At 72.0% G+C, this 19,042-nt stretch carries 16 protein-coding genes; 3 read left to right on the forward strand and 13 right to left on the reverse strand.

The genetic code is table 11. From position 1 onward, the window contains the following. Positions 1 to 68: 68 nt before the first annotated feature. From acnA to B4E97_RS03850, 3 genes are all read right to left on the reverse strand, one after another. Positions 69 to 2,852: an aconitate hydratase AcnA gene (gene acnA / locus B4E97_RS03840; RefSeq protein ID WP_034250891.1), complete on the reverse strand. Its 2,784-nt coding sequence runs from the start codon at positions 2,850 to 2,852 to the stop codon at positions 69 to 71. Between the two features lie 159 nt (positions 2,853 to 3,011). Next, complete coding sequence (locus B4E97_RS03845; RefSeq protein ID WP_286958753.1) at positions 3,012 to 4,469, reverse strand: class I SAM-dependent RNA methyltransferase; 1,458 nt, start codon at positions 4,467 to 4,469, stop codon at positions 3,012 to 3,014. Beyond that, on the reverse strand, positions 4,466 to 6,502 hold the full coding sequence (locus tag B4E97_RS03850) for an APC family permease (protein ID WP_286958754.1): 2,037 nt from the start codon (positions 6,500 to 6,502) through the stop codon (positions 4,466 to 4,468). The genes B4E97_RS03845 and B4E97_RS03850 overlap by 4 nt, the downstream gene beginning before the upstream one ends. Positions 6,503 to 6,580: 78 nt before the next feature. Here B4E97_RS03850 and B4E97_RS03855 point away from each other — a divergent pair, with 78 nt between their 5' ends. Then, positions 6,581 to 7,243, forward strand: coding sequence for a potassium channel family protein (locus B4E97_RS03855; RefSeq protein WP_029210025.1), 663 nt, complete (start codon positions 6,581 to 6,583; stop codon positions 7,241 to 7,243). A gap of 14 nt (positions 7,244 to 7,257) precedes the next feature. Then, a complete protein-coding gene (locus B4E97_RS03860; RefSeq protein ID WP_019284756.1) occupies positions 7,258 to 7,965 on the forward strand; it encodes a potassium channel family protein in 708 nt (235 codons plus the stop codon). Positions 7,966 to 8,289: 324 nt separating this feature from the next. Here B4E97_RS03860 and B4E97_RS03865 read toward each other — a convergent pair whose 3' ends face one another. The 8 genes from B4E97_RS03865 to B4E97_RS03900 all read right to left on the reverse strand — a co-directional run bounded on the left by B4E97_RS03865 (position 8,290) and on the right by B4E97_RS03900 (position 13,740). Further along, positions 8,290 to 8,964 (reverse strand): DUF3159 domain-containing protein, encoded by a 675-nt coding sequence (locus B4E97_RS03865; RefSeq protein WP_286958755.1) that lies wholly within the window; start codon positions 8,962 to 8,964, stop codon positions 8,290 to 8,292. Between the two features lie 2 nt (positions 8,965 to 8,966). After that, positions 8,967 to 9,377, reverse strand: coding sequence for an OB-fold nucleic acid binding domain-containing protein (locus B4E97_RS03870; RefSeq protein WP_019284754.1), 411 nt, complete (start codon positions 9,375 to 9,377; stop codon positions 8,967 to 8,969). Continuing rightward, the gene (locus B4E97_RS03875; RefSeq protein WP_286958756.1) at positions 9,377 to 10,144 is read right to left on the reverse strand and encodes a DUF3710 domain-containing protein; all 768 of its coding nucleotides are present in this window, start codon (positions 10,142 to 10,144) and stop codon (positions 9,377 to 9,379) included. Before B4E97_RS03875 ends, B4E97_RS03870 begins: the two co-directional genes overlap by 1 nt. A gap of 37 nt (positions 10,145 to 10,181) precedes the next feature. After that, entirely contained in the window at positions 10,182 to 10,634 is a 453-nt protein-coding gene (gene dut / locus B4E97_RS03880; protein WP_029210023.1) for a dUTP diphosphatase, read from the reverse strand. After that, on the reverse strand, positions 10,621 to 10,917 hold the full coding sequence (locus tag B4E97_RS03885; RefSeq protein WP_029210022.1) for a DUF4193 domain-containing protein: 297 nt from the start codon (positions 10,915 to 10,917) through the stop codon (positions 10,621 to 10,623). Before B4E97_RS03885 ends, dut begins: the two co-directional genes overlap by 14 nt. Before the next feature lie 167 nt (positions 10,918 to 11,084). Next, the gene (locus B4E97_RS03890) at positions 11,085 to 11,960 is read right to left on the reverse strand and encodes an inositol monophosphatase family protein (protein WP_286958758.1); all 876 of its coding nucleotides are present in this window, start codon (positions 11,958 to 11,960) and stop codon (positions 11,085 to 11,087) included. A gap of 59 nt (positions 11,961 to 12,019) precedes the next feature. After that, on the reverse strand, positions 12,020 to 13,117 hold the full coding sequence (locus B4E97_RS03895; RefSeq protein ID WP_034251030.1) for a ferrochelatase: 1,098 nt from the start codon (positions 13,115 to 13,117) through the stop codon (positions 12,020 to 12,022). Next, complete coding sequence (locus tag B4E97_RS03900; RefSeq protein ID WP_051273945.1) at positions 13,114 to 13,740, reverse strand: trimeric intracellular cation channel family protein; 627 nt, start codon at positions 13,738 to 13,740, stop codon at positions 13,114 to 13,116. Before B4E97_RS03900 ends, B4E97_RS03895 begins: the two co-directional genes overlap by 4 nt. A gap of 150 nt (positions 13,741 to 13,890) precedes the next feature. Between B4E97_RS03900 and sepH the strand changes: the two genes are divergently transcribed. Then, positions 13,891 to 15,705 carry a septation protein SepH gene (sepH, locus tag B4E97_RS03905; RefSeq protein ID WP_286958759.1) on the forward strand — a complete coding sequence of 605 codons (1,815 nt, stop codon included), beginning with the start codon at positions 13,891 to 13,893 and terminating at the stop codon, positions 15,703 to 15,705. A gap of 33 nt (positions 15,706 to 15,738) precedes the next feature. On the opposite strand, the gene B4E97_RS03910 is transcribed toward sepH, so the two are convergent. Further along, complete coding sequence (locus B4E97_RS03910) at positions 15,739 to 16,143, reverse strand: VOC family protein (protein WP_286958760.1); 405 nt, start codon at positions 16,141 to 16,143, stop codon at positions 15,739 to 15,741. Between the two features lie 104 nt (positions 16,144 to 16,247). Continuing rightward, a complete protein-coding gene (gene ppdK / locus B4E97_RS03915; RefSeq protein WP_029210016.1) occupies positions 16,248 to 18,950 on the reverse strand; it encodes a pyruvate, phosphate dikinase in 2,703 nt (900 codons plus the stop codon). Positions 18,951 to 19,042 lie beyond the last annotated feature (92 nt).

Consider the following 19,042-nt stretch of genomic DNA (forward strand, 5'->3'; position numbering starts at 1 on the left):
CATACGGCCGTGGCCCGGTCCCCCTCGAGGAGGAACCGGGCCACGACCAGCCGGACGACGCTGGGTCGTCAGGCGGTGACGAGCGACCGCAGGACGTACTGCAGGATGCCGTCGTTGAGGTAGTACTCACGCTCGCCGGGGGTGTCGATCCGGACGACCGCGTCGAACTCGACCGTGTCGCCGCCGTCCTTGGACGCCGTGACGTGCACGGTCTTGGGGGTCTTGCCCTCGTTGAGCTCGGTGACCCCGGTGATGTCGAAGGTCTCCGTGCCGTCCAGGCCCAGCGAGTCGGCCGACTCGCCCTCGGGGAACTGCAGCGGCAGCACGCCCATGCCGATCAGGTTGGAGCGGTGGATGCGCTCGTAGGACTCGGTGATGACCGCCTTGACGCCCAGCAGGCGCGTGCCCTTGGCCGCCCAGTCGCGCGACGAGCCCGAGCCGTACTCCTTGCCGCCGAGGATCACCAGCGGGACGCCGGCCTCCTGGTAGGCCTCGGACGCCTCGTAGATCGTCGTCTGCTCGCCACCGTCGAGGAAGTTGCGGGTGTAGCCGCCCTCGACGCCGTCCAGCAGGAGGTTCTTGAGACGGATGTTGGCGAAGGTGCCGCGCACCATGACCTCGTGGTTGCCGCGGCGCGAGCCGTAGGAGTTGAAGTCCTTGCGCTCCACGCCGTGCTCGGCGAGGTACGTGCCCGCAGGGCTGTCGGCCTTGATCGAACCGGCCGGGCTGATGTGGTCGGTGGTGACCGAGTCGCCCAGCTTGGCGAGCACCCGCGCGCCCGAGATGTCCTCGGCCGGCGTGAGCTCCATGGTCATGCCGTCGAAGTAGCTCGGCTTGCGGACGTAGGTCGAGTCCTGGTCCCACGCGAAGGTCTTGCCCTCGGGCGTCTCCAGGCCCTGCCAGCGCTCGTCCCCGGCAAAGACGTCCTTGTAGTCGTCGACGAACAGGTCGCGGCTGATCGACTCGGCGATCGTGCGCTCGACGTCCTCCGGCGAGGGCCAGATGTCCTTGAGGTAGACGTCCTTGCCGTCGGTGTCCTGACCGAGCGCCTCGGCCTCGAAGTCGAAGTCCATCGTCCCGGCCAGGGCGTAGGCGATGACCAGCGGCGGGGACGCCAGGTAGTTCATCTTGACGTCCGGGCTGATCCGGCCCTCGAAGTTGCGGTTGCCCGAGAGCACGGCCGACACCGACAGGTCGTTGTCGTTGATGGCCTTGCTGATCTCGTCGTCGAGGGGCCCGGAGTTGCCGATGCAGGTGGCGCAGCCGTAGCCGACGAGGTGGTAGCCCAGCGCCTCGAGGTGCGGCCACATGCCGGCCTTGTCGTAGTAGCCGGTGACGACCTGCGAGCCCGGCGCCATGGAGGTCTTGACCCACGGCTTGGCCTTGAGACCGCGCTCGTTGGCGTTCTTGGCCAGCATGGCCGCGGCCATCATGACCGACGGGTTGGAGGTGTTGGTGCAGGACGTGATCGAGGCGATCGCGACGTGGCCGTGGTCGATGTCGAAGGTGCCCTTGTCGGTCGTGACCGAGACCTTGTGCGAGGGGCGCGAGGACCCGTTGCCCTCGTTGGCCGGCTGGGTGCCGCCGCTCTCGGTGTCGCTGGTCTGGGACGGGGCGTCGGAGGCCGGGAACGACCCGCCCGAGGACCCGTTGCCCTCCTCGTGCTTGACATAGGTCGGCAGGACCTTGCGGAACGCGGCCTTGGCGTCGGTGAGGACGATGCGGTCCTGGGGACGCTTGGGCCCGGCGATCGAGGGCACCACGGTGCTCAGGTCCAGCTCCACCAGCTCGCTGTAGCGGGCCTCGGCGCTGGGGTCGAGCCACATGCCCTGCTGCTTGGCGTAGGCCTCGACGAGGGCGACCTGCTCGTCGTCGCGCCCCGTGAGGCGCAGGTAGTCCAGCGTCACGTCGTCGATCGGGAAGATCGCGCAGGTGGAGCCGAACTCGGGGCTCATGTTGCCGATGGTGGCGCGGTTGGCCAGCGGGAGCTCGCCGACGCCCTCGCCGTAGAACTCGACGAACTTGCCGACGACCCCGTGCTTGCGCAGGATCTCGGTGATGGTGAGGACGACGTCGGTGGCGGTGACGCCGGCGTTCATGGAGCCGGTGAGCTTGAAGCCGACGACGCGCGGGATGAGCATCGACACGGGCTGGCCGAGCATGGCCGCCTCGGCCTCGATGCCGCCGACGCCCCAGCCGAGGACGCCGAGACCGTTGACCATGGTCGTGTGCGAGTCGGTGCCGACGCAGGTGTCGGGGTAGGCCTGGCCGCCCCGCGACATGGTGACGCGGGCGAGGCGCTCGATGTTGACCTGGTGGACGATGCCGGTGCCCGGGGGGACGACCACGAAGTCGTCGAAGGCCGTCTGGCCCCAGCGCAGGAACTGGTAGCGCTCGTTGTTGCGCTGGTACTCGAAGTCCTGGTTGATCTGGAAGGACTTGGGGTTGCCCGCGGAGTCGATCTGCACCGAGTGGTCGATGACGAGCTCGGCGGGGGCCAGCGGGTTGATGCGGGTGGGGTCGCCACCCAGGTCGGCGACGGCCTCGCGCATCGTGGCGAGGTCGACGACGCACGGCACACCGGTGAAGTCCTGCATGATCACGCGCGCGGGCGTGAACTGGATCTCGGTGTCGGGGTCGGCCTTCTCGTCCCAGCCGCCCAGCGCCCGGATGTGGTCGGCGGTGATGTTGGCCCCGTCCTCGGTGCGCAGGAGGTTCTCCAGCAGGACCTTCAGGGAGTACGGGAGGGTCTGGCTGCCCTCGACCTTGTCGAGCCGGAAGATCTCGTAGGACGCGTCACCGACCTCCAGGGTGTCCTTGGCTCCGAAGCTGTTCACACTCTCTTGGCTCACGCCTGTTCCTTCCACGAAGGGTCGTTGTCTCGACGTCGAGACAACGATCTCACGGTGATGTCTTGACGTCAAGACACCTGTCGTACGCGGGATGGTGCTCCCGCCGATTGTCCCCCACCAGCGCCGTCGGGGCGAGGGCAGGGTGGTCCTGGGCGCCGGTCAGAGGACGCTCCTGCTCGTCCCGTCGCCGTCGGCCTCGGCTCGCGCGTCGCTGTCGAGCACCTCGTCGTCCTCGTCGTCCTCCAGCTCCTCGTCGCCGGCCGGCTCGAGCAGCGCGATGCACTCGACGTGGCTGGTCATCGGGAACGCGTCGAAGGCCCGCAGGTCGGTGAGCCGGTAGCCGAGCTCCTCGGCGATGGCCAGGTCGCGCGCCAGCGCGGACGGGTCGCACGCGACGTACGCCACGGCCCGCGGCCCGAGCTGGGCGATCTGCTCCATCACCCTCCGACCGGCTCCGGAGCGTGGCGGGTCGAGGACGACCAGGTCGGCTCCTATGCCGCCGCGCGCCGCCTGCCCCAGCACCGCGTCGACGCGGCCCTGCCGCACCTCGACGTTGGCGTGCTCGGCGAGGTTGTCGAGGGCATGGTCCACGGCCTTGGCGTCGGCCTCGATGGCCAGCACGTGCCCGGACTCCCCCACGGCGTCGCCGAGCCCGGCGGCGAACAGCCCCACGCCGCAGTAGAGGTCGAGCGCGTGCTCCCCCTCGACGGGGTCGAGCATCTCGACCACCTCGGACAGGAAGGTCGTGGCGGCGCCCGGGTGGACCTGCCAGAAGCCGCGCGCCGCCACCTCGAAGCCGTGCTCCCAGTCCTCGAACGCGACCAGCTCCAGGACCGTGGGGTCGGCGCCGGCCATGCCGTCGGCGTGCAGCGGGACGAGCACGGCCTCCTCGAGTCCCGAGGCGTCGACGACGTCGACGCCGGTGCACCCCTCCCAGGAGGTGGTCAGCACGCCGCTGGCGATCACGGGGCGGGTGGCGATGAGGCAGTCGTCGATGACCTCGACCTCGTGCGAGCGGTGCCGGCGCAGGCCCGCGTGGCCGTCCTCGGTGACGGCGAACTCGACGCGCGTGCGCCAGTCGAGCCCGTCGTTGGGTCCGGTGCCGTCGAGGGGCTCGACGACGATGCCCTCGACGTCGAGCCCGGCGAGACGGTCCAGCTGCTCGTGCACCACCGCGGCCTTGAGCTCGCGCTGGTGCTCCAGCGAGGCGTGCTGCCAGTCGCAGCCCCCGCAGCGGCCGGGACCGGCATACGGGCAGGGCGGGGTCACCCGGTGCGGCGAGGGCTCGAGGACCTCGACCGCGTCCGCCCGCAGGAACCGGTCGCCCGTGCCGCCCTCGGTGATGCGGACGCGCACCCGCTCGCCCGGCAGCGAGTGCCGGACGAAGACGACGCGGCCGTCGAGGCGCCCGACGCAGAACCCGCCGTGCCCGACGTTGCCGACCTCGAGCTCGGCCTCGGTGCCGACCAGCGACTCCCCCTTGACGCGACGCTCGCGCGCGGGCGAGGTCCGCTGCCCGCGACCCGCGTCCTTGCCGGCCCTCGTGCCGTGCCTCCTGCCGGAGGACGCTCCAGGGCGGCCGGACGAGCTCTTGGGGGTGCGGTGGGGTCCGCTCACGGGGTGGGGCCTTCCTCGGCGTGGACCAGGCCGCGGCCGCGGTCCTGGGCGGCGGTCGCCGCGTCGATCTCGTCGCGCAGGTCGTCGGACGAGCGGAGCTGGAAGGGGACGCTGGTCATCATCACGCCGGGCATGAACAGCAGCCGGCTCTTGATGCGGAACGCGCTCTGGTTGTGCAGGATCGACTCCCACCACCGGCCCAGGACGTACTCCGGGACGAAGACCATCACCAGGTCGCGGGGCGAGGTGCGCCGGATCGACGCGATGTAGCCGAGGACCGGGCGGGTGATCTCGCGGTAGGGCGAGTCGAGGACCTTGAGGGGGACGGGGATCCCGCGACGCAGCCACTCCTCCTGGAGGCGCTCGCCCTCCTCGGGGTCGACGGCCACGGTGATCGCCTCGAGGGTCGAGGGGCGCGAGGCGCGGGCGTAGGCCAGGGCGCGCAGGGTCGGCTTGTGCACCTTCGAGACCAGGACGACGGCGTGGACGCGTGACGGCAGACGACCCTCGAGCGTGTCGTCCTCGGGGACGGCCAGCTCACGGCTGACGTGCGAGTAGTGACGGCGGATGGCCTTCATCATCACGAACAGCACGACCATGGCGAGGATGGCGTACTTGGCACCGGCGGCGAACTTGGTGACGAGGACGACGAGCAGCACCGACCCGGACATGAAGGCACCGACGTAGTTGACGACGCGGCTCGTGCGGTACTGCCGCCGCTGCTTGGCGTCGGTGTCGCCGCGCAGCAGGCGGTTCCAGTGCCGGATCATGCCGATCTGGCTCAGGGTGAACGACACGAACACCCCGACGATGTAGAGCTGGATGAGCTTGGTGACCTCCGCGTTGAAGATCACCACCAGGACGATCGCGGCGGCCGCGAGGATCATGATGCCGTTGGAGTAGGCGAGACGGTCGCCGCGGTTGTGCAGCTGGCGCGGCAGGTAGCCGTCCTTGGCGAGGATCGACCCGAGGACCGGGAAGCCGTTGAAGGCCGTGTTGGCGGCCAAGATGAGGATGAGGCCGGTGACGGTCGACACGAGCACGACGCCGAGCGGGAAGTTGTCGAACACCGCCAGGGCGAGCTGCCCGATGATCGTGTGCTGGACGTAGTCCGGGCCGACGTTCTGGCCGTTCAGGAGCAGCTGCTCCTGGGGGTTCTCGGCATACTTGACCCCGGTCTGGATCGCGAGGTAGACGATCGACATGAGCATGGTCACGGACAGGGTGCCCATGAGCAGCAGGGTGGTCGCCGCGTTGCGGGACTTGGGCTTCTCGAACGCCGGGACGCCGTTGGAGATCGCCTCGACGCCCGTGAGCGCCGCGCAGCCCGAGCTGAACGCACGCAGCAGCAGGAACACCAGCGCCACGCCGGTCAGCCCCTCGTAACCGTGCTCCGGCAGCAGCTCGAACCTGGCGCTCTCGGCCTGGGGCAGCGACCCGCTCGCCGAGCGCACCATGCCCCACACCGCCATCCCGATGATGGCGAGCATGAAGGCGTAGACCGGGATGGCGAAGGCCTTGCCGGACTCGCGGACCCCCCGCAGGTTCATCGCGGTCAGCAGGACGATGAGGGCCACCGCGACCGGCATCTCGTGCCCGTCCAGACCGGGTATGGCGGCGGTGGCGTTCTGGACGCCGGACGAGATCGAGACGGCCACCGTGAGGACGTAGTCCACGAGCAGCGCGCTCGCGACGCCCAGGCCGGCCCAGGGCCCGAGGTTCTCGTTGGCGACCTCGTAGTCGCCGCCGCCGCTGGGATAGGCGTGGACGTTCTGCCGGTAGGACATGACCACGACGACCATCACGAAGACGACGCCGAGCCCGATCTGCCAGGAGTGGGTGGTCGCGAACGCCCCGCCCGCCAGGGCCAGGGTCAGGAAGATCTCGTCGGGGGCGTAGGCCACGGACGACAGAGCGTCGCTGGCGAAGATGGGGAGGGCCAGCTTCTTCGGCAGGAGCGTCTCGCCCAGCTTGTCCGACCTCATGGCGGGGCCGACGACGACGCGCTTGAGCGCACGACCTAGATCTGACACGACGACAACTGTAGGCCCGCCGGGCGGTGACGGTGGCGCGGCCCCGGACGGTGGGCGCGCCCGGTGTAGCGTTCTCACGTGCACTTCGTGATCATGGGCTGCGGCCGAGTCGGATCGACCCTGGCGCTGAGCCTGGAGGAGCGCGGCCACGACGTGGCCGTCGTGGACCAGAACGCCGCGGCGTTCCGTCGGCTGGGGCGCGGGTTCGAGGGTCGCCGGGTCAAGGGCATCGGCTTCGACCGCGACACGCTCAAGGAGGCCGGCATCGAGTCGGCCTACGCCTTCGCCGCCGTCAGCAACGGCGACAACTCCAACATCCTCGCCGCCCGCGTGGCCCGCGAGACCTTCGGCGTCGAGCACGTCGTCGCCCGCATCTACGACCCGCGGCGCGCCGAGATCTACCAGCGCCTCGGCATCCCCACGGTCGCGACCGTGCAGTGGACCGTCGACCGCGTGGTCCGACGACTCATGCCCCAGGGCTCCGTCCCCGAGTTCATCGACCCCAGCGGCCAGGTCGCCCTCAGCGAGGTCGCGATCGACCGCAGCTGGGTCGGGCTGCGCCTGTCCACCGTCGAGACCGCCACGGGCGCCCGGGTCGCCTACCTCAGCCGCCTCGGCGTCGGGATGCTCCCCGGCCCGGACACCGTGCTGCAGGAGGGCGACATCGTCCGGGTCCTGTCGACCACCGAGGACATCCCAGCCATCGAGCGCGCGCTCGCCGCCGCGCCGCCCACGGAGTGAGGTCAGCCAGTCCCATGCGCGTCGTCATCGCCGGAGCCGGGTCCGTGGGTCGCTCCATCGCCCGCGAGCTGCTCCACAACGGTCACCAGGTCCTGCTCGTCGACAAGGACGCCGACGACGTGCAGGCCAGCCGCGTCCCTGAGGCCTCCTGGCTGCTGGCCGACGCCTGCGAGATCACCTCGCTGACCGAGGCGGGGCTCGCCGACTGCGACGTCGTGGTCGCGGCCACCGGCGACGACAAGGCCAACCTCGTCGTGTCCCTGCTCGCCAAGACCGAGTTCGGCGTGCCCCGCACCGTCGCCCGCGTCAACAACCCCCGCAACGAGTGGATGTTCGACGAGTCCTGGGGCGTGGACGTGGCCGTCTCCACCCCGCGACTCATGACGGCGCTGGTCGAGGAGGCCGTGAGCATCGGCGACCTGGTCCAGATCTTCACCTTCCAGAAGGGCGGGGCCACGATGGTGGAGATCACCCTCCCCTCGGACAGCCCGTATGCCGGGAGCCGCGTCGGTGACGTGGACCTCCCCCGCGACACGGCGCTGGTGGGGATCATCCGCGACGGCCTGCCGATCGCGCCCACGCGGGACGACTCGGTGGAGGCCGGCGACGAGCTGCTGTTCCTGACCGTGCAGGAGGTCGAGGACCACCTCGAGGACCTGCTCTCCCCCGGGCACCGCAAGCCGCGCACCGAGGTGGACCACGCCGAGGACGACGACGACTGACCTACCTCAGGTCGTCACATCCGCCCGGCTTCGCACGCCAGGTCGATGTGCCCGCCTGAGGTAGGCACATCCGCCCGGGTTCGCACTCCCGCCCCGCCTCGCCGACACACCTACCCCCGGCCGTCACATCGACCGGCCTTCGTGCCCCAGGCTGATGGACCTACCGGGGGCGGGTCTTGAGCCTGGGTGGCCTCCGAGCCCTTTTCTGGCCGTATGACGACCGCCGCCGCCTCGCACCGCGCCGACAACGCCGGCCCGCGAGCACGTCCGGTCACGCATCGCGCTCGCAGCGCGGGGTCGACGAACCGCGGTCGCTCCTGACCGTCAGAGCTGGCGGTCGGCCTCGTGCTCCAGCTCGTGGCGCTCCACCGGCGTCGCGCCCCTGACCAGGATCAGGCCCATCACCGCGATGGCGGCGAGATAGGCCGGCCACCCCAGCGCGATCTTGGCGATGCCGAGCGCGGCCACCTGCCCGGCGAGGTAGAGCGGGACCATGACGATCAGGCGTAGCGCGAACAACCCGACGAGCACCCAGGTCAGGCGCGCGCTCACCCGCACGAGGGGGGGGTTGCGGCGCCACCCGAGCGGGTCCTCTCGGTAGCCGGGGTCACCGATGGCCACCAGGAAGCCGACGGCCGGGACGCGCCCGAGGATCGACAGGAGGGTGCCGGCGAGATACGCGGCGCTGACCGCCATACCGGGCAGGAAGGCATCCTCGGCCCGCCCCGACCGCAGGGCGAAGAAGGCCGCCAGGGCGGTCGCGACCAGGCTGGACAGGACGTACTGCGGCGTCTGGCGCTGGGCGAGACGCAGCAGGAGCAGGATCGCCACGGGAACGAGCGAGGCGATCACCGCGGTGCGCACGTCGCTCGTGACGAGCCACACCACGACGAAGGCGATGGTGGGCAGCGCAGCCTCGAACGACCCGCGCAGGCCTCCGACGGCGGTGGCCAGCCGGGTGCGGATCAGGTGCTCGACGGTCTCGACGTCGCCGGCCACGGTCAGTGCCCCCCGGCGGTCGGCGTGCCGCGCCCGGGCAGCAGCTCGTAGCGCGGGTTGTAGATGGTGGGGACGCCGTCGACCCGGCAGACGCGGCCCTGGGCCGTGAGGTAGGTGCCGGGGCGGATGCCCGCGATGCGGCGCCTGCCGAGCCAGATGAGCTGGAGCCGCTGGGTGCCGTCATAGATCTCGGCCTTGAGGGCAGGGACCGTGCCCTCGGGGCTCAGGGTCGTGGAGCGGACCGCCCCGGAGACCGTCGCGACCTCGCGGTCGACGAGCTCGGCGATGCAGGTCACGCCGAGCCTGTCGGAGTCCGAGCGCAGCTCGTCGTCCTCGATCTCCTCGGCCGGCTGGACCATCCGGTGCAGCGCCCGGCGCAGGAAACCCCCTCGGCGGTCGGCGCGGGTGGCCATCAACGGATCTCGGTGATCTCGGGCCCGCGCTCGAAGGGCTGGAGGTCGTCGGTGCCGCGCGCGGGCCGGTCGCCCCGGTCCGCGGCAGGGTCGCCGTCCCCGGGGCCGACGCCGGCGTCGACACCGCCCTGACCGACCTCGTCGAAGCCCGGCTGGGCTCCCTCGGGCAGGGCCAGGGGCAGCAGCTCGCGCGGCGCCATCGCGTGCTCGCCGCGCACGACGACGACGTTGGCGAAGACGTGCAGCAGGTCGGCGGCCTGCTGGTCGTCCTCGGCGGCCGGGCCCGAGAGGAAGCCCCGCAGGAACCAGCGCGATCCGTCGACGCCGAGGAAGCGGGCCGGGGCGAAGGTGCCGGGGCCGGTGGGCATCTGCACGGCCAGCTCGGTGCCGAACCTGCCGTCGCGCGTCTCGGCCGCCCCGCCCTGGCCCTCGATGCCGGCGGCGATCTCGTCGCGGATGTCGTCCCAGATGCCGAGGGTCCGCGGTGCCGCGAAGGCCTGCAGCTGCAGGGCCGATCCCCCCAGGTGGCAGCTCACGGCCACGACCTCGCCGGTCTGCTGGTCGAGCTCGAGCCGCAGCTCCATGCCGGTGATGCCGGGGACCCACAGGGACCCGAGGTCCAGCCTCTCGCCGAGCTCGGTGACCTGGGCGCGGTCGTAGGGACCGTCCTCAGTGGCCGCGTCGTCCGCGGTCGCCTCCGACGTCGGGTCGGCGGGGGTGCTGTCGACGTCGGCCTTGCCGGCCTTGCCTCGGCGGAAGAGAGCCACGGGATCGGTGTCCTTCGGTGGTCGGGTGCAGTGGTCGTCAGGCGCGTCCGCTGGCCCCGTGCCCGGTGACTCCGCGGACGGACTCCGGCAGCGAGTCTACTGTCCGGAAGCTCGCGTGGGACACGCGTTGGAGGACCAGCTGGGCGATGCGGTCGCCACGGCTGATCCGCACCTCGCGCTCACGGTCGGTGTTGAGCAGGTTGACCAGGATCTCGCCCCGGTAGCCCGCGTCGACCGTGCCAGGGGCGTTGACGATCGTCACGCCGTGCCGTGCCGCCAGCCCCGACCTGGGGTGGACGAAGCCGGCATACCCCTCGGGGATCGCGACGGCGATCCCGGTCGGGACCAGGGAGCGCTCCCCCGGGGCGAGGACGAGGTCCTCGCGGGCGCGCAGGTCGGCACCGGCGTCGTCGTGGTGCGCGTATGCCGGGGGCTCCAGCTCCGGGTCGAGCCGGAGCAGGAGCACCTCGATCTGGTCAGGCGCACTCACGGCAGACCGGCTGGCCGCCGACCTCCTTGGCGAGCTGGCTGCGGTGGTGCACGAGGAAGCAGCGGCTGCAGGTGAACTCGTCGGCCTGGCGCGGGAGCACCCGGACGGAGAGCTCCTCGCCGGACAGGTCTGCGCCGGGCAGCTCGAAGCCCTCGGCCTGCTCGGTCTCGTCGACGTCGACGCTCGACGAGGCGGTGTCGCCCCGACGTGCCTTGAGCTCCTCGATGGAGTCCTCGGAGAGGTCGTCGTCGGTCTTGCGCGGTGCGTCGTAGTCAGTTGCCATGTGGGGCCTCTCCATGCAGCTCTCGCCGGGGACCTCCCCCGACGGTGCGCCGGGTCCAACGCATCGCTGGTCGGTTTTGTGCCCGGTCTCGCGGCGCATTGTGCCGCAAATCGAGATCGGCTGCACCTCGGGTCGCGATCAGCTCGGGCCCGCGCCCGGATCGAGACTCAGGACGGCTCGACGAGGCCCTCCAGCAGGGGCACCAGCGCGCCCACCAGACCGGCCGGCCCGGCGACCGTGACGGGGTCGGCCGGGGCGGTGTCGTGCAGCCCCCGCACCACGCCGCCCGCCTCGGTGACGACGAGCCAGGCGCCGGCGAGGTCCCACTCGTGCAGGCCCCGCTCGTAGTAGACGTCGAGGCGCCCCTCCGCCACCCAGCACAGGTCGAGCGCCGCGCTGCCGCCCCGGCGGATGTCGCGGACCCATGGCAGCACCTCGGCCACGACCCGGCCCTGATCGGCGCGCACGTCGGCGTCATAACCGAACCCCGTGCCGCACAGCGCCGCGCCCAGGTCGTCCAACTCCGGGCAGACGAGGGCCTGCTCCTGCGGACCCGACCCTGGGTCGCGAGGGTCGCTGCGCAGGAGCCGGGCGCCTCCCCCGCGTCGGGCGACATAGGCATCGCCCCGGGCCGCGTCGACGACCGCGGTGGCGACCGGTGCCCACGCGCCCGGGACCGAGGGGTCTCCCACCACGGCGGCCACGGAGACGGCATACGCCGGTATGTCGTAGAGGTAGTTGACCGTCCCGTCGATCGGGTCCACGACCCAGGTGATGCCGGACGTGGCGGTCACCCGCCCGCTCTCCTCGCCGTGGAACCCGTCGTCGGGGCGGGCTCGGCCGAGCAGCTCGCGCGCCAGCGCCTCGGAGCGCTGGTCCATGACCGTGACGACGTCGGTGCGGCTCGACTTGGTGGCCGCGACGCCGAGGTCGCGAGGGCGCTCGTCGACGATCAGCCGCGCGCAGGTGCGGGCCACGTCGAGGGCGAGGGACTCCAGGGCGGCCAGGTCGAGGTCGGCGGGTGGCTGCGGGGTCTGCGACATGGCGCCCAGTCTGTCACCGGGCCCCGCCCGGGGTGCGTCCGCGCCGGGGCCCGGCGCCGTCAGCCGCCGCAGAGGGCCGGTCGCCCCGAGCGGCCCCGGCAGCAGCCAGGAGGGCAGGTGGACCACAGCGGGCCGGGGGCGACCGCAGGACGCTCGACCTCCTCGCCGCGGGCCTGCGCCGCCCGCTCGAGCACCAGGTCGGCCAGCCCGGCCACGAAGTCCGGGTGCGTGCCCACGGTGGGCACGCGGTGCAGCCGCAGGCCGAGCCGTTCTGCCGTGGCCATGGCCTCGGTGTCGAGGTCGTAGACGACCTCCATGTGGTCCGACACGAAGCCGATCGGGGCGACCAGCACGTCGGAGACACCCTCCGCAGCGAGCACCTCGAGCTGGTCGTTGATGTCGGGCTCGAGCCACGGCTGCGAGGGCGGGCCGGAGCGGGAGCAGTAGGCCAGGGAGCTGGGCACGGGGACACCGATCCGCTCCTCGACGGTGGCGTCCACGAGCGCGGCCAGCTGCTCGTGCTGGTGGCGGTAGGACACGTCCGGGGCGTCCGCCGGGCCGGAGGAGTCCTGCATCCACCGCGGGATCGAGTGCGTGACGTGGACGAGGCGGGTCGACGGCAGGACCTCGCGCGGCAGCGCGGCGGCGGTGTCGGCGGTGAGCGACGCCATCGTGCGGGCGAACCCCGGGTGCGTGGCATAGACGCGCACCTTGTCGACGTCCAGGACGCGCCCCTCGGCCGCCAGCTCGCTGACGGCGTCGGCCAGGTTCTCGCGATACTGACGGCAGGAGGAGTATGACGAGAAGGCACTCGTCACCACCGTCACGACCCGGCGAGCCCCCGCGTCGTGGAGCGTCCGCAGGGTGTCGACGAGCCACGGCGACCAGTTGCGGTTGCCCAGGGCGACGGGCGTGTCCACGCCCCGGCGACCGAGCTCGTCGTGCAGCGCCGCCACCAGGGCGCGGCCCAGGTCGTTGACCGGGCTGCGGCCACCGCGGTCGTAGTAGTGCTGGCCGACCACGGCGAGCCGCTCGTCGGGGATCCCGCGTCCGGCGGTCACCTGACGCAGGAAGGGCAGCACGTCCTCGGGGCGCTCCGGACCTCCGAAGGACAGGACGAGCACGGCGTCATAGGGGTCGCAGGGATGGCTGGTCACGGGATGCTCCTCGGGGGTCGGGGGGCCGACCAGCGCCACCGCAGGGCGGCCATCCGGACGGTGAAGACGAACGCGGCGCACGCCACGCTGGGCAGGGGCCCGGTCACCTCGAGCGACGTGAGGACCACGAGCAGGGCGCTGCCGGCCAGGGCGGGCACGGCATACAGCTGGGTGCGGAGCACCTCCGGGACGACGCCGGCCAGGACGTCGCGGATCATGCCACCGCCCACGGCCGTCATGAGCCCGACGAGCACGGCCTCGAGGGCCGGCGCGTCGAGGCTCAGCGCCTTGACGGTGCCGGCGATCGCGAACGTCGCGAGACCGACGGCGTCGAAGGTCAGGACCAGCTTGGACAGCCGCTGCACCACGTGGGCGTAGCCGAAGGCCACGAGCCCGGCCAGGACGGCCGCGAGGACGAGCCGCCAGTCGGTCAGACCGACGGGTGGGACGTCGAGGACGACGTCGCGCATCACCCCGCCGCCGAGCGCCGTCACGCAGGCCAGCACGAGCACGCCGAAGATGTCGAGCCCCTTGCGGACGCCGACCAGGCCTCCGGACAGGGCGAACGCGAAGACGCCGACGAGATCGAGGCCGAGCAGGGCTTGGGGGTAGGAGTTCAGCATGTCTCGGCGAAGCCTAGTGGGCCGGTGCTGCGGCGGTCGGCGTGGTCGGTTGGTGGACGTCCCGTTCCGTGAAAACCTAGGGTGGACGTGTACTGGGCAGGTGCTGGGCATCGCCCGCGCCGCGCCTGCGAGCGGTAGGACGGAGACTTCATGAGCGTGCAGGACCTGCGGTTGGTCGGGATCTCGGACGACGGCGTGCACCTGCTGCTCGCGACCGACGACGGCACCCGCTACCGCGTCCCGCTGGACGCGGCGCTGCGGTCCGCCATCCGGCACGAGCGTCCGCGCCCCGGCGACGGCCCCGCCTCGCCGTCCGCCGGCCCGCGACAGGTGCAGGCCCTGATCCGCGCCGGCGCGTCCGCCGACGAGGTCGCCGAGCTGACGGGATGGTCGCTCGACAAGATCGCCCGCTACGAGGGGCCGATCATCGCCGAGCGGGAGCACGTGGCCGGTCTCGCCACCACCGTGCGTCTGCGGACCGGCGGTGGGCAGACCGCCCCCTTGCTGGGTGCCCGCGTCGCCGACCGTCTCACCGAGCGCGGCGTGGACCCGACGAGCGCGTCCTGGGACGCGTGGCGCGCCGCGGACTCGCCGTGGACCCTTGCTCTGACCTTCGCCGCGGGCGGCCGGCTGCGCGAGGCCCGCTGGCACTTCGACCTCAGCACCCGGGCCGTCGACCCGGTGGACGACGAGGCGCGCTGGCTCAGCGGCGACGACGCCCCTGCCACGCCGGGCCCCGCTCCCCTCGTGCCGCTCAACGCCACCCCCCGCGTCTACGACGTCGAGTCCGAGGGCGGCATCCACTCCGCGCAGCAGGACGACGACCCCGGCGACGACCTGCGCCCCATCACGGCCACCGAGCCCGCCCGGGCCCGCCGCCAGCACGACGAGGACGAGGACAGCGACCTCGTCGACTCGATGCGCGAGCGCAGCAGGGCGCGCCGTCGGCGCGCCCCGTCACGCCCGGCCCGTCCGGTGGCGTCCCAGGAGTCACTGATCCCCGTGTCCGGCGACGACCCGGCGCGCGTCACCTCGCCGGTCGAGCCCGCGTCGGCCCCGGTCGAGTCTGCTCCGGTCGAACCGGCCCCAGCGCGACGCGGACGGTCGCGCAAGCGCGGCGCGCAGCAGCCCCCGCCCCCCGCCCCGAATGAGACGGCTACCAGTCCGACGTCGAGCCACACAGACGCACAGGGCGCACAGGACACAGGGGACGCAGAGCCCGCGCAGCACGCACCAGACCCGTCGGACGCGCCGGCAGCAGCGAGGGGCGCCGGGTCACGGGCCGCGCCCACGGTGCCCCTGGCGCGTGAGGAGATCGCGGCCGCCCTGTCGCAGGGGTCGGTCGGCGAGCTGGACGCCGTCGTGGACGAGGTCATCGCCGACCGGGAGGTCGAGTCCGCGAGTGCCTCCACGCCTCCCGCACCCGACGAGCCGGCGCTGCCCCAGGGGGGCCCGGTGAGCCGGGAGTCGCTGCGGCCGGACGACGGCACCGAGGACGCGGCGAACCCCGCGCCTCGACCTCACCCACGCGTGCCCGGCCAGGTCGCCCTGCCCGAGCTGGACCACCGGGACGACGACGCGAGCGAGGGCGCTGAGGTGGCCTCGCCGAGCCGCGCCACCGAGGTGCCCCACATGCCCGACGACAGCGCTGCCCCGATCGACGAGGCCACGTCGCTGGCGGACCGCACGAGCGGCACCAGCTCCAGGGCGGCAGACGTGGAGTCCGAGAAGTCGTCCAACAAGCTGCCGCAGGCCGATCCGTCGGTCGGCGCGCAGCCTGGTCGGGCGGAGCCCGCGCCGCCGGCAGCCGCGCAGCCCGACGCAGACCAGCCGGAGGCAGAGCAGCCGGAGGCAGAGCAGCCGGCGACCAACCGTTCGCAGCGGCGGGCGCAGGCCCGACGCAAGGCCGGTCGGCCGTCGGTGCCCAGCTGGGACGACATCATGTTCGGCGCCAAGCCGGAATGACCGTCTGACGCGGTGGCCCCTAGCGCCTCCGGCTCAGCGGTCCCGCGAGGACAGCACGCAGAACTCGTTGCCCTCCGGGTCGGCGAGCACCTCCCAGGTGACGTCCGCACGGTCCTGACCCACGTCGACCCGACGGGCCCCGAGGGCGACCAGGCGGTCGATCTGCGCCTGGCGGTCGTCGCTGACGTGCGGGGCGAGGTCGATGTGGAGACGGTTCTTGACCTCTTTGCCCTCGGGCACCGGGACGAACACCAGCCCGGGCGGGGTGGAGGCCCAGCGGTCGGCCGCGATCGGATCCTCCGACATGTCCCGTGGGACTACGGCGACCTCGTGCTCGTCCTCGTAGACGATGTGCCAGTCGAGCACCTCGGCCCACCAGCGGGCCTGGGCGGCGATGTCGTGGCAGTCGATGACGATGGTGTACCAACGCAGGTTCATGCCCCCAGCCTCCCAGCGGATGCGGACGATCTGCGTCCTGCTCTGGGACGACCGCGCGCGCCGGCCCTGGAGGTCCAGGGCCTGCGCGCACGGCATACGGCAGGTCAGGCGGTGGCGTCGCTGTCCCCGACCGTGGCGCGGCCCGCCTCGAGCCGGGCGACCGGCACGCGGAACGGCGAGCAGGACACGTAGTCCAGCCCCACGGAGTCGAAGAAGTGGATCGACGCGGGGTCTCCACCGTGCTCGCCGCAGACGCCGAGGTGGATGCCGGGGTTGCCCGCGCGGCCGCCCTCGGCGCCGAGCTGGACCAGCCGACCCACGCCGGTGCGGTCGATCGTCTCGAACGGCGACACCGTGAAGACGCCCTTGTCCATGTAGTTGGTGAAGAACGCCGCCTCCACGTCGTCGCGCGAGAAGCCCCAGGTCGTCTGGGTCAGGTCGTTGGTCCCGAACGAGAAGAAGTCGGCGGACTCGGCGATGCGCTCGGCTGTGAGGGCGGCGCGCGGCAGCTCGATCATGGTGCCGATCGGCATCTGCAGCTCGACGCCCTGCTGCTCGGCGACCTCGGCGATGATGCGCTCGGCCTCGTCCCGGATCAGGTCCAGCTCGTTGATGGAGCCCACGAGCGGCACCATGACCTCGGGCCGGGGGTCGCCCCCCGCCTGCTTGCGGATGGCGGCGGCCTCGGCCAGCGCCCGCACCTGCAGCGCGAACAGACCCTTGACGGTCAGGCCGAGGCGGACGCCGCGCAGACCGAGCATCGGGTTGGACTCGTGCTGCTTGCGCACGGCCGTCAGCAGCTCGACGTCGCGCGCGTCGGGCTCGCCCTTGGCCTCGGCGACCGCGACCTTGACGGACAGCTCGGTCAGGTCGGGCAGGAACTCGTGCAGCGGCGGGTCGAGCAGGCGCACCGTCATGGGCAGCCCGTCCATCGCCTCCAGCATCTCGACGAAGTCCTGGCGCTGCAGCGGCAGCAGCGCGTCGAGCGCCGACTGCTTGTCCTCGTCGGACGTGGCGAGGATCATCCGCTCGATCAGCACGCGGCGGTCCCCGAGGAACATGTGCTCGGTCCGGCACAGGCCGATGCCCTGGGCGCCGAGCTGCCGGGCGCGGCGGGAGTCGTCGGCGGTGTCGGCGTTGGTCCGGACGTCGAGGCGGCGGACCTTGTCGGCGTGGGTGAGCAGCCGGTCGACCGCCTTGACGAGCTCCGTGGTCTCGTCGTCGAGACCCTCGACACCCCGCTCGATCCCCTCCTCGAGGTAGCGCATGACCGGGCTGGGGACGACCTCGAGCTCGCCCTCGAAGACCTCGCCGGTGGCGCCGTCGATGGAGAGCCAGTCGCCCTCGCCGAAGGTCCGGTCGCCGACCACCATGGTCTTGGCGTTGGCGTCGATCTGGAGCTCCTCGGCCCCGCACACGCAGGTGCGGCCCATGCCGCGCGCGACGACGGCGGCGTGGGAGGTCTTGCCGCCGCGGGCGGTGAGGATGCCGACGGAGGCGATCATGCCCGACAGGTCGTCGGGGTTGGTCTCACGGCGGACGAGCAGGACCTTCTCCCCCGCCTCGGCCTTGGCCACGGCGGCCGCCGAGTCGAAGACGATCGTGCCGACCGCTGCGCCCGGGGAGGCTGCCATGCCCCTGGTGAGCAGCGTGCGATCCCCGTCGGGGTCCAGCTGCGGGAACATCAGCTGGACGAGCTGCTCTCCGGTGACCCGCTCGAGGGCCTCGTTCATCGTGATGAGCTGCTCGTCGACCAGCTGACCCGCGATGCGGAAGGCCGCGTTGGCGGTGCGCTTGCCCACGCGGGTCTGCAGCATCCAGAGCTTGCCCCGCTCGACCGTGAACTCGACGTCGCACAGGTCGCGGTAGTGCGTCTCGAGCAGGTGGAGGTTCTGCTCGAGCTGCTTGAACGGCTCGGGGTGGTGGGTGCCCATGTCGGCCAGGGACATGGTGTTGCGGATGCCGGCGACGACGTCCTCGCCCTGGGCGTTGATCAGGTAGTCGCCGTAGTGGCCCGAGTGACCGGTGGAGGGGTCGCGGGTGAACGCCACGCCGGTGCCGGACGTGTCGCCCATGTTGCCGAACACCATGGTGCAGACGTTGACGGCGGTGCCGAGGTCGTGCGGGATGCGCTCGCGGCGGCGGTAGAGCCGGGCGCGCTCGGTGTTCCACGACTTGAACACCGCGATGATCGCCATGTCGAGCTGCTCGCGCGGCCACTGGGGGAAGTCCCGGCCGGTCTCGTCGCGGACGATCTGCTTGTACTCGTCGACCAGCTCACGGAGCGCGTCGACGCTGAGCTCGGGGTCGGTCTTGGCGCCGTGCTCGTCCTTCTTGGCGTCCAGGGCGTCGGCGAACCGGCTCGACTCGATGTGCATGACCGTGGCGCCGAACATCTGGATGAGCCGGCGGTAGGAGTCCCAGGCGAACCGCTCGTCGCCGCCGATGCGGCCGAGCCCCTCGACGGAGTCGTCGTTGAGACCGATGTTGAGGACCGTCTCCATCATCCCGGGCATGGAGAACTTGGCTCCGGACCGCACGGACACGAGGAGAGGGTCGTCGGCGTTGCCCAGCCGACGACCCATCTTCTGCTCCAGGAGGCGGAGCTCCTTGGTGACCTGGACCCCGAGCTCCGCGGGGGCCTGGCCCTGCTCCAGGTAGGCCCGGCAGGCCTCGGTGGTGATGGTGAAGCCGGGTGGCACCGGGAGGCCGAGCTTGGTCATCTCGGCGAGGTTGGCACCCTTGCCCCCGAGCAGGTCCTTCTGGTCCTTGTCACCGTGCTCGAAGTCGTATACGTACGTCGTCATCGATCGTCCCCTTTGACAACCTTCTGGTCACGAGCCGTCGGTGCTCGCCCTGGTGGCCCCAACCTAGCCCGGTCCTCGCAGGCACCCGAGCC

It is taken from the genome of Arsenicicoccus sp. UBA7492 (genome assembly GCF_002479615.1).
In the GTDB taxonomy this organism is placed as follows: domain Bacteria; phylum Actinomycetota; class Actinomycetes; order Actinomycetales; family Dermatophilaceae; genus Arsenicicoccus; species Arsenicicoccus bolidensis.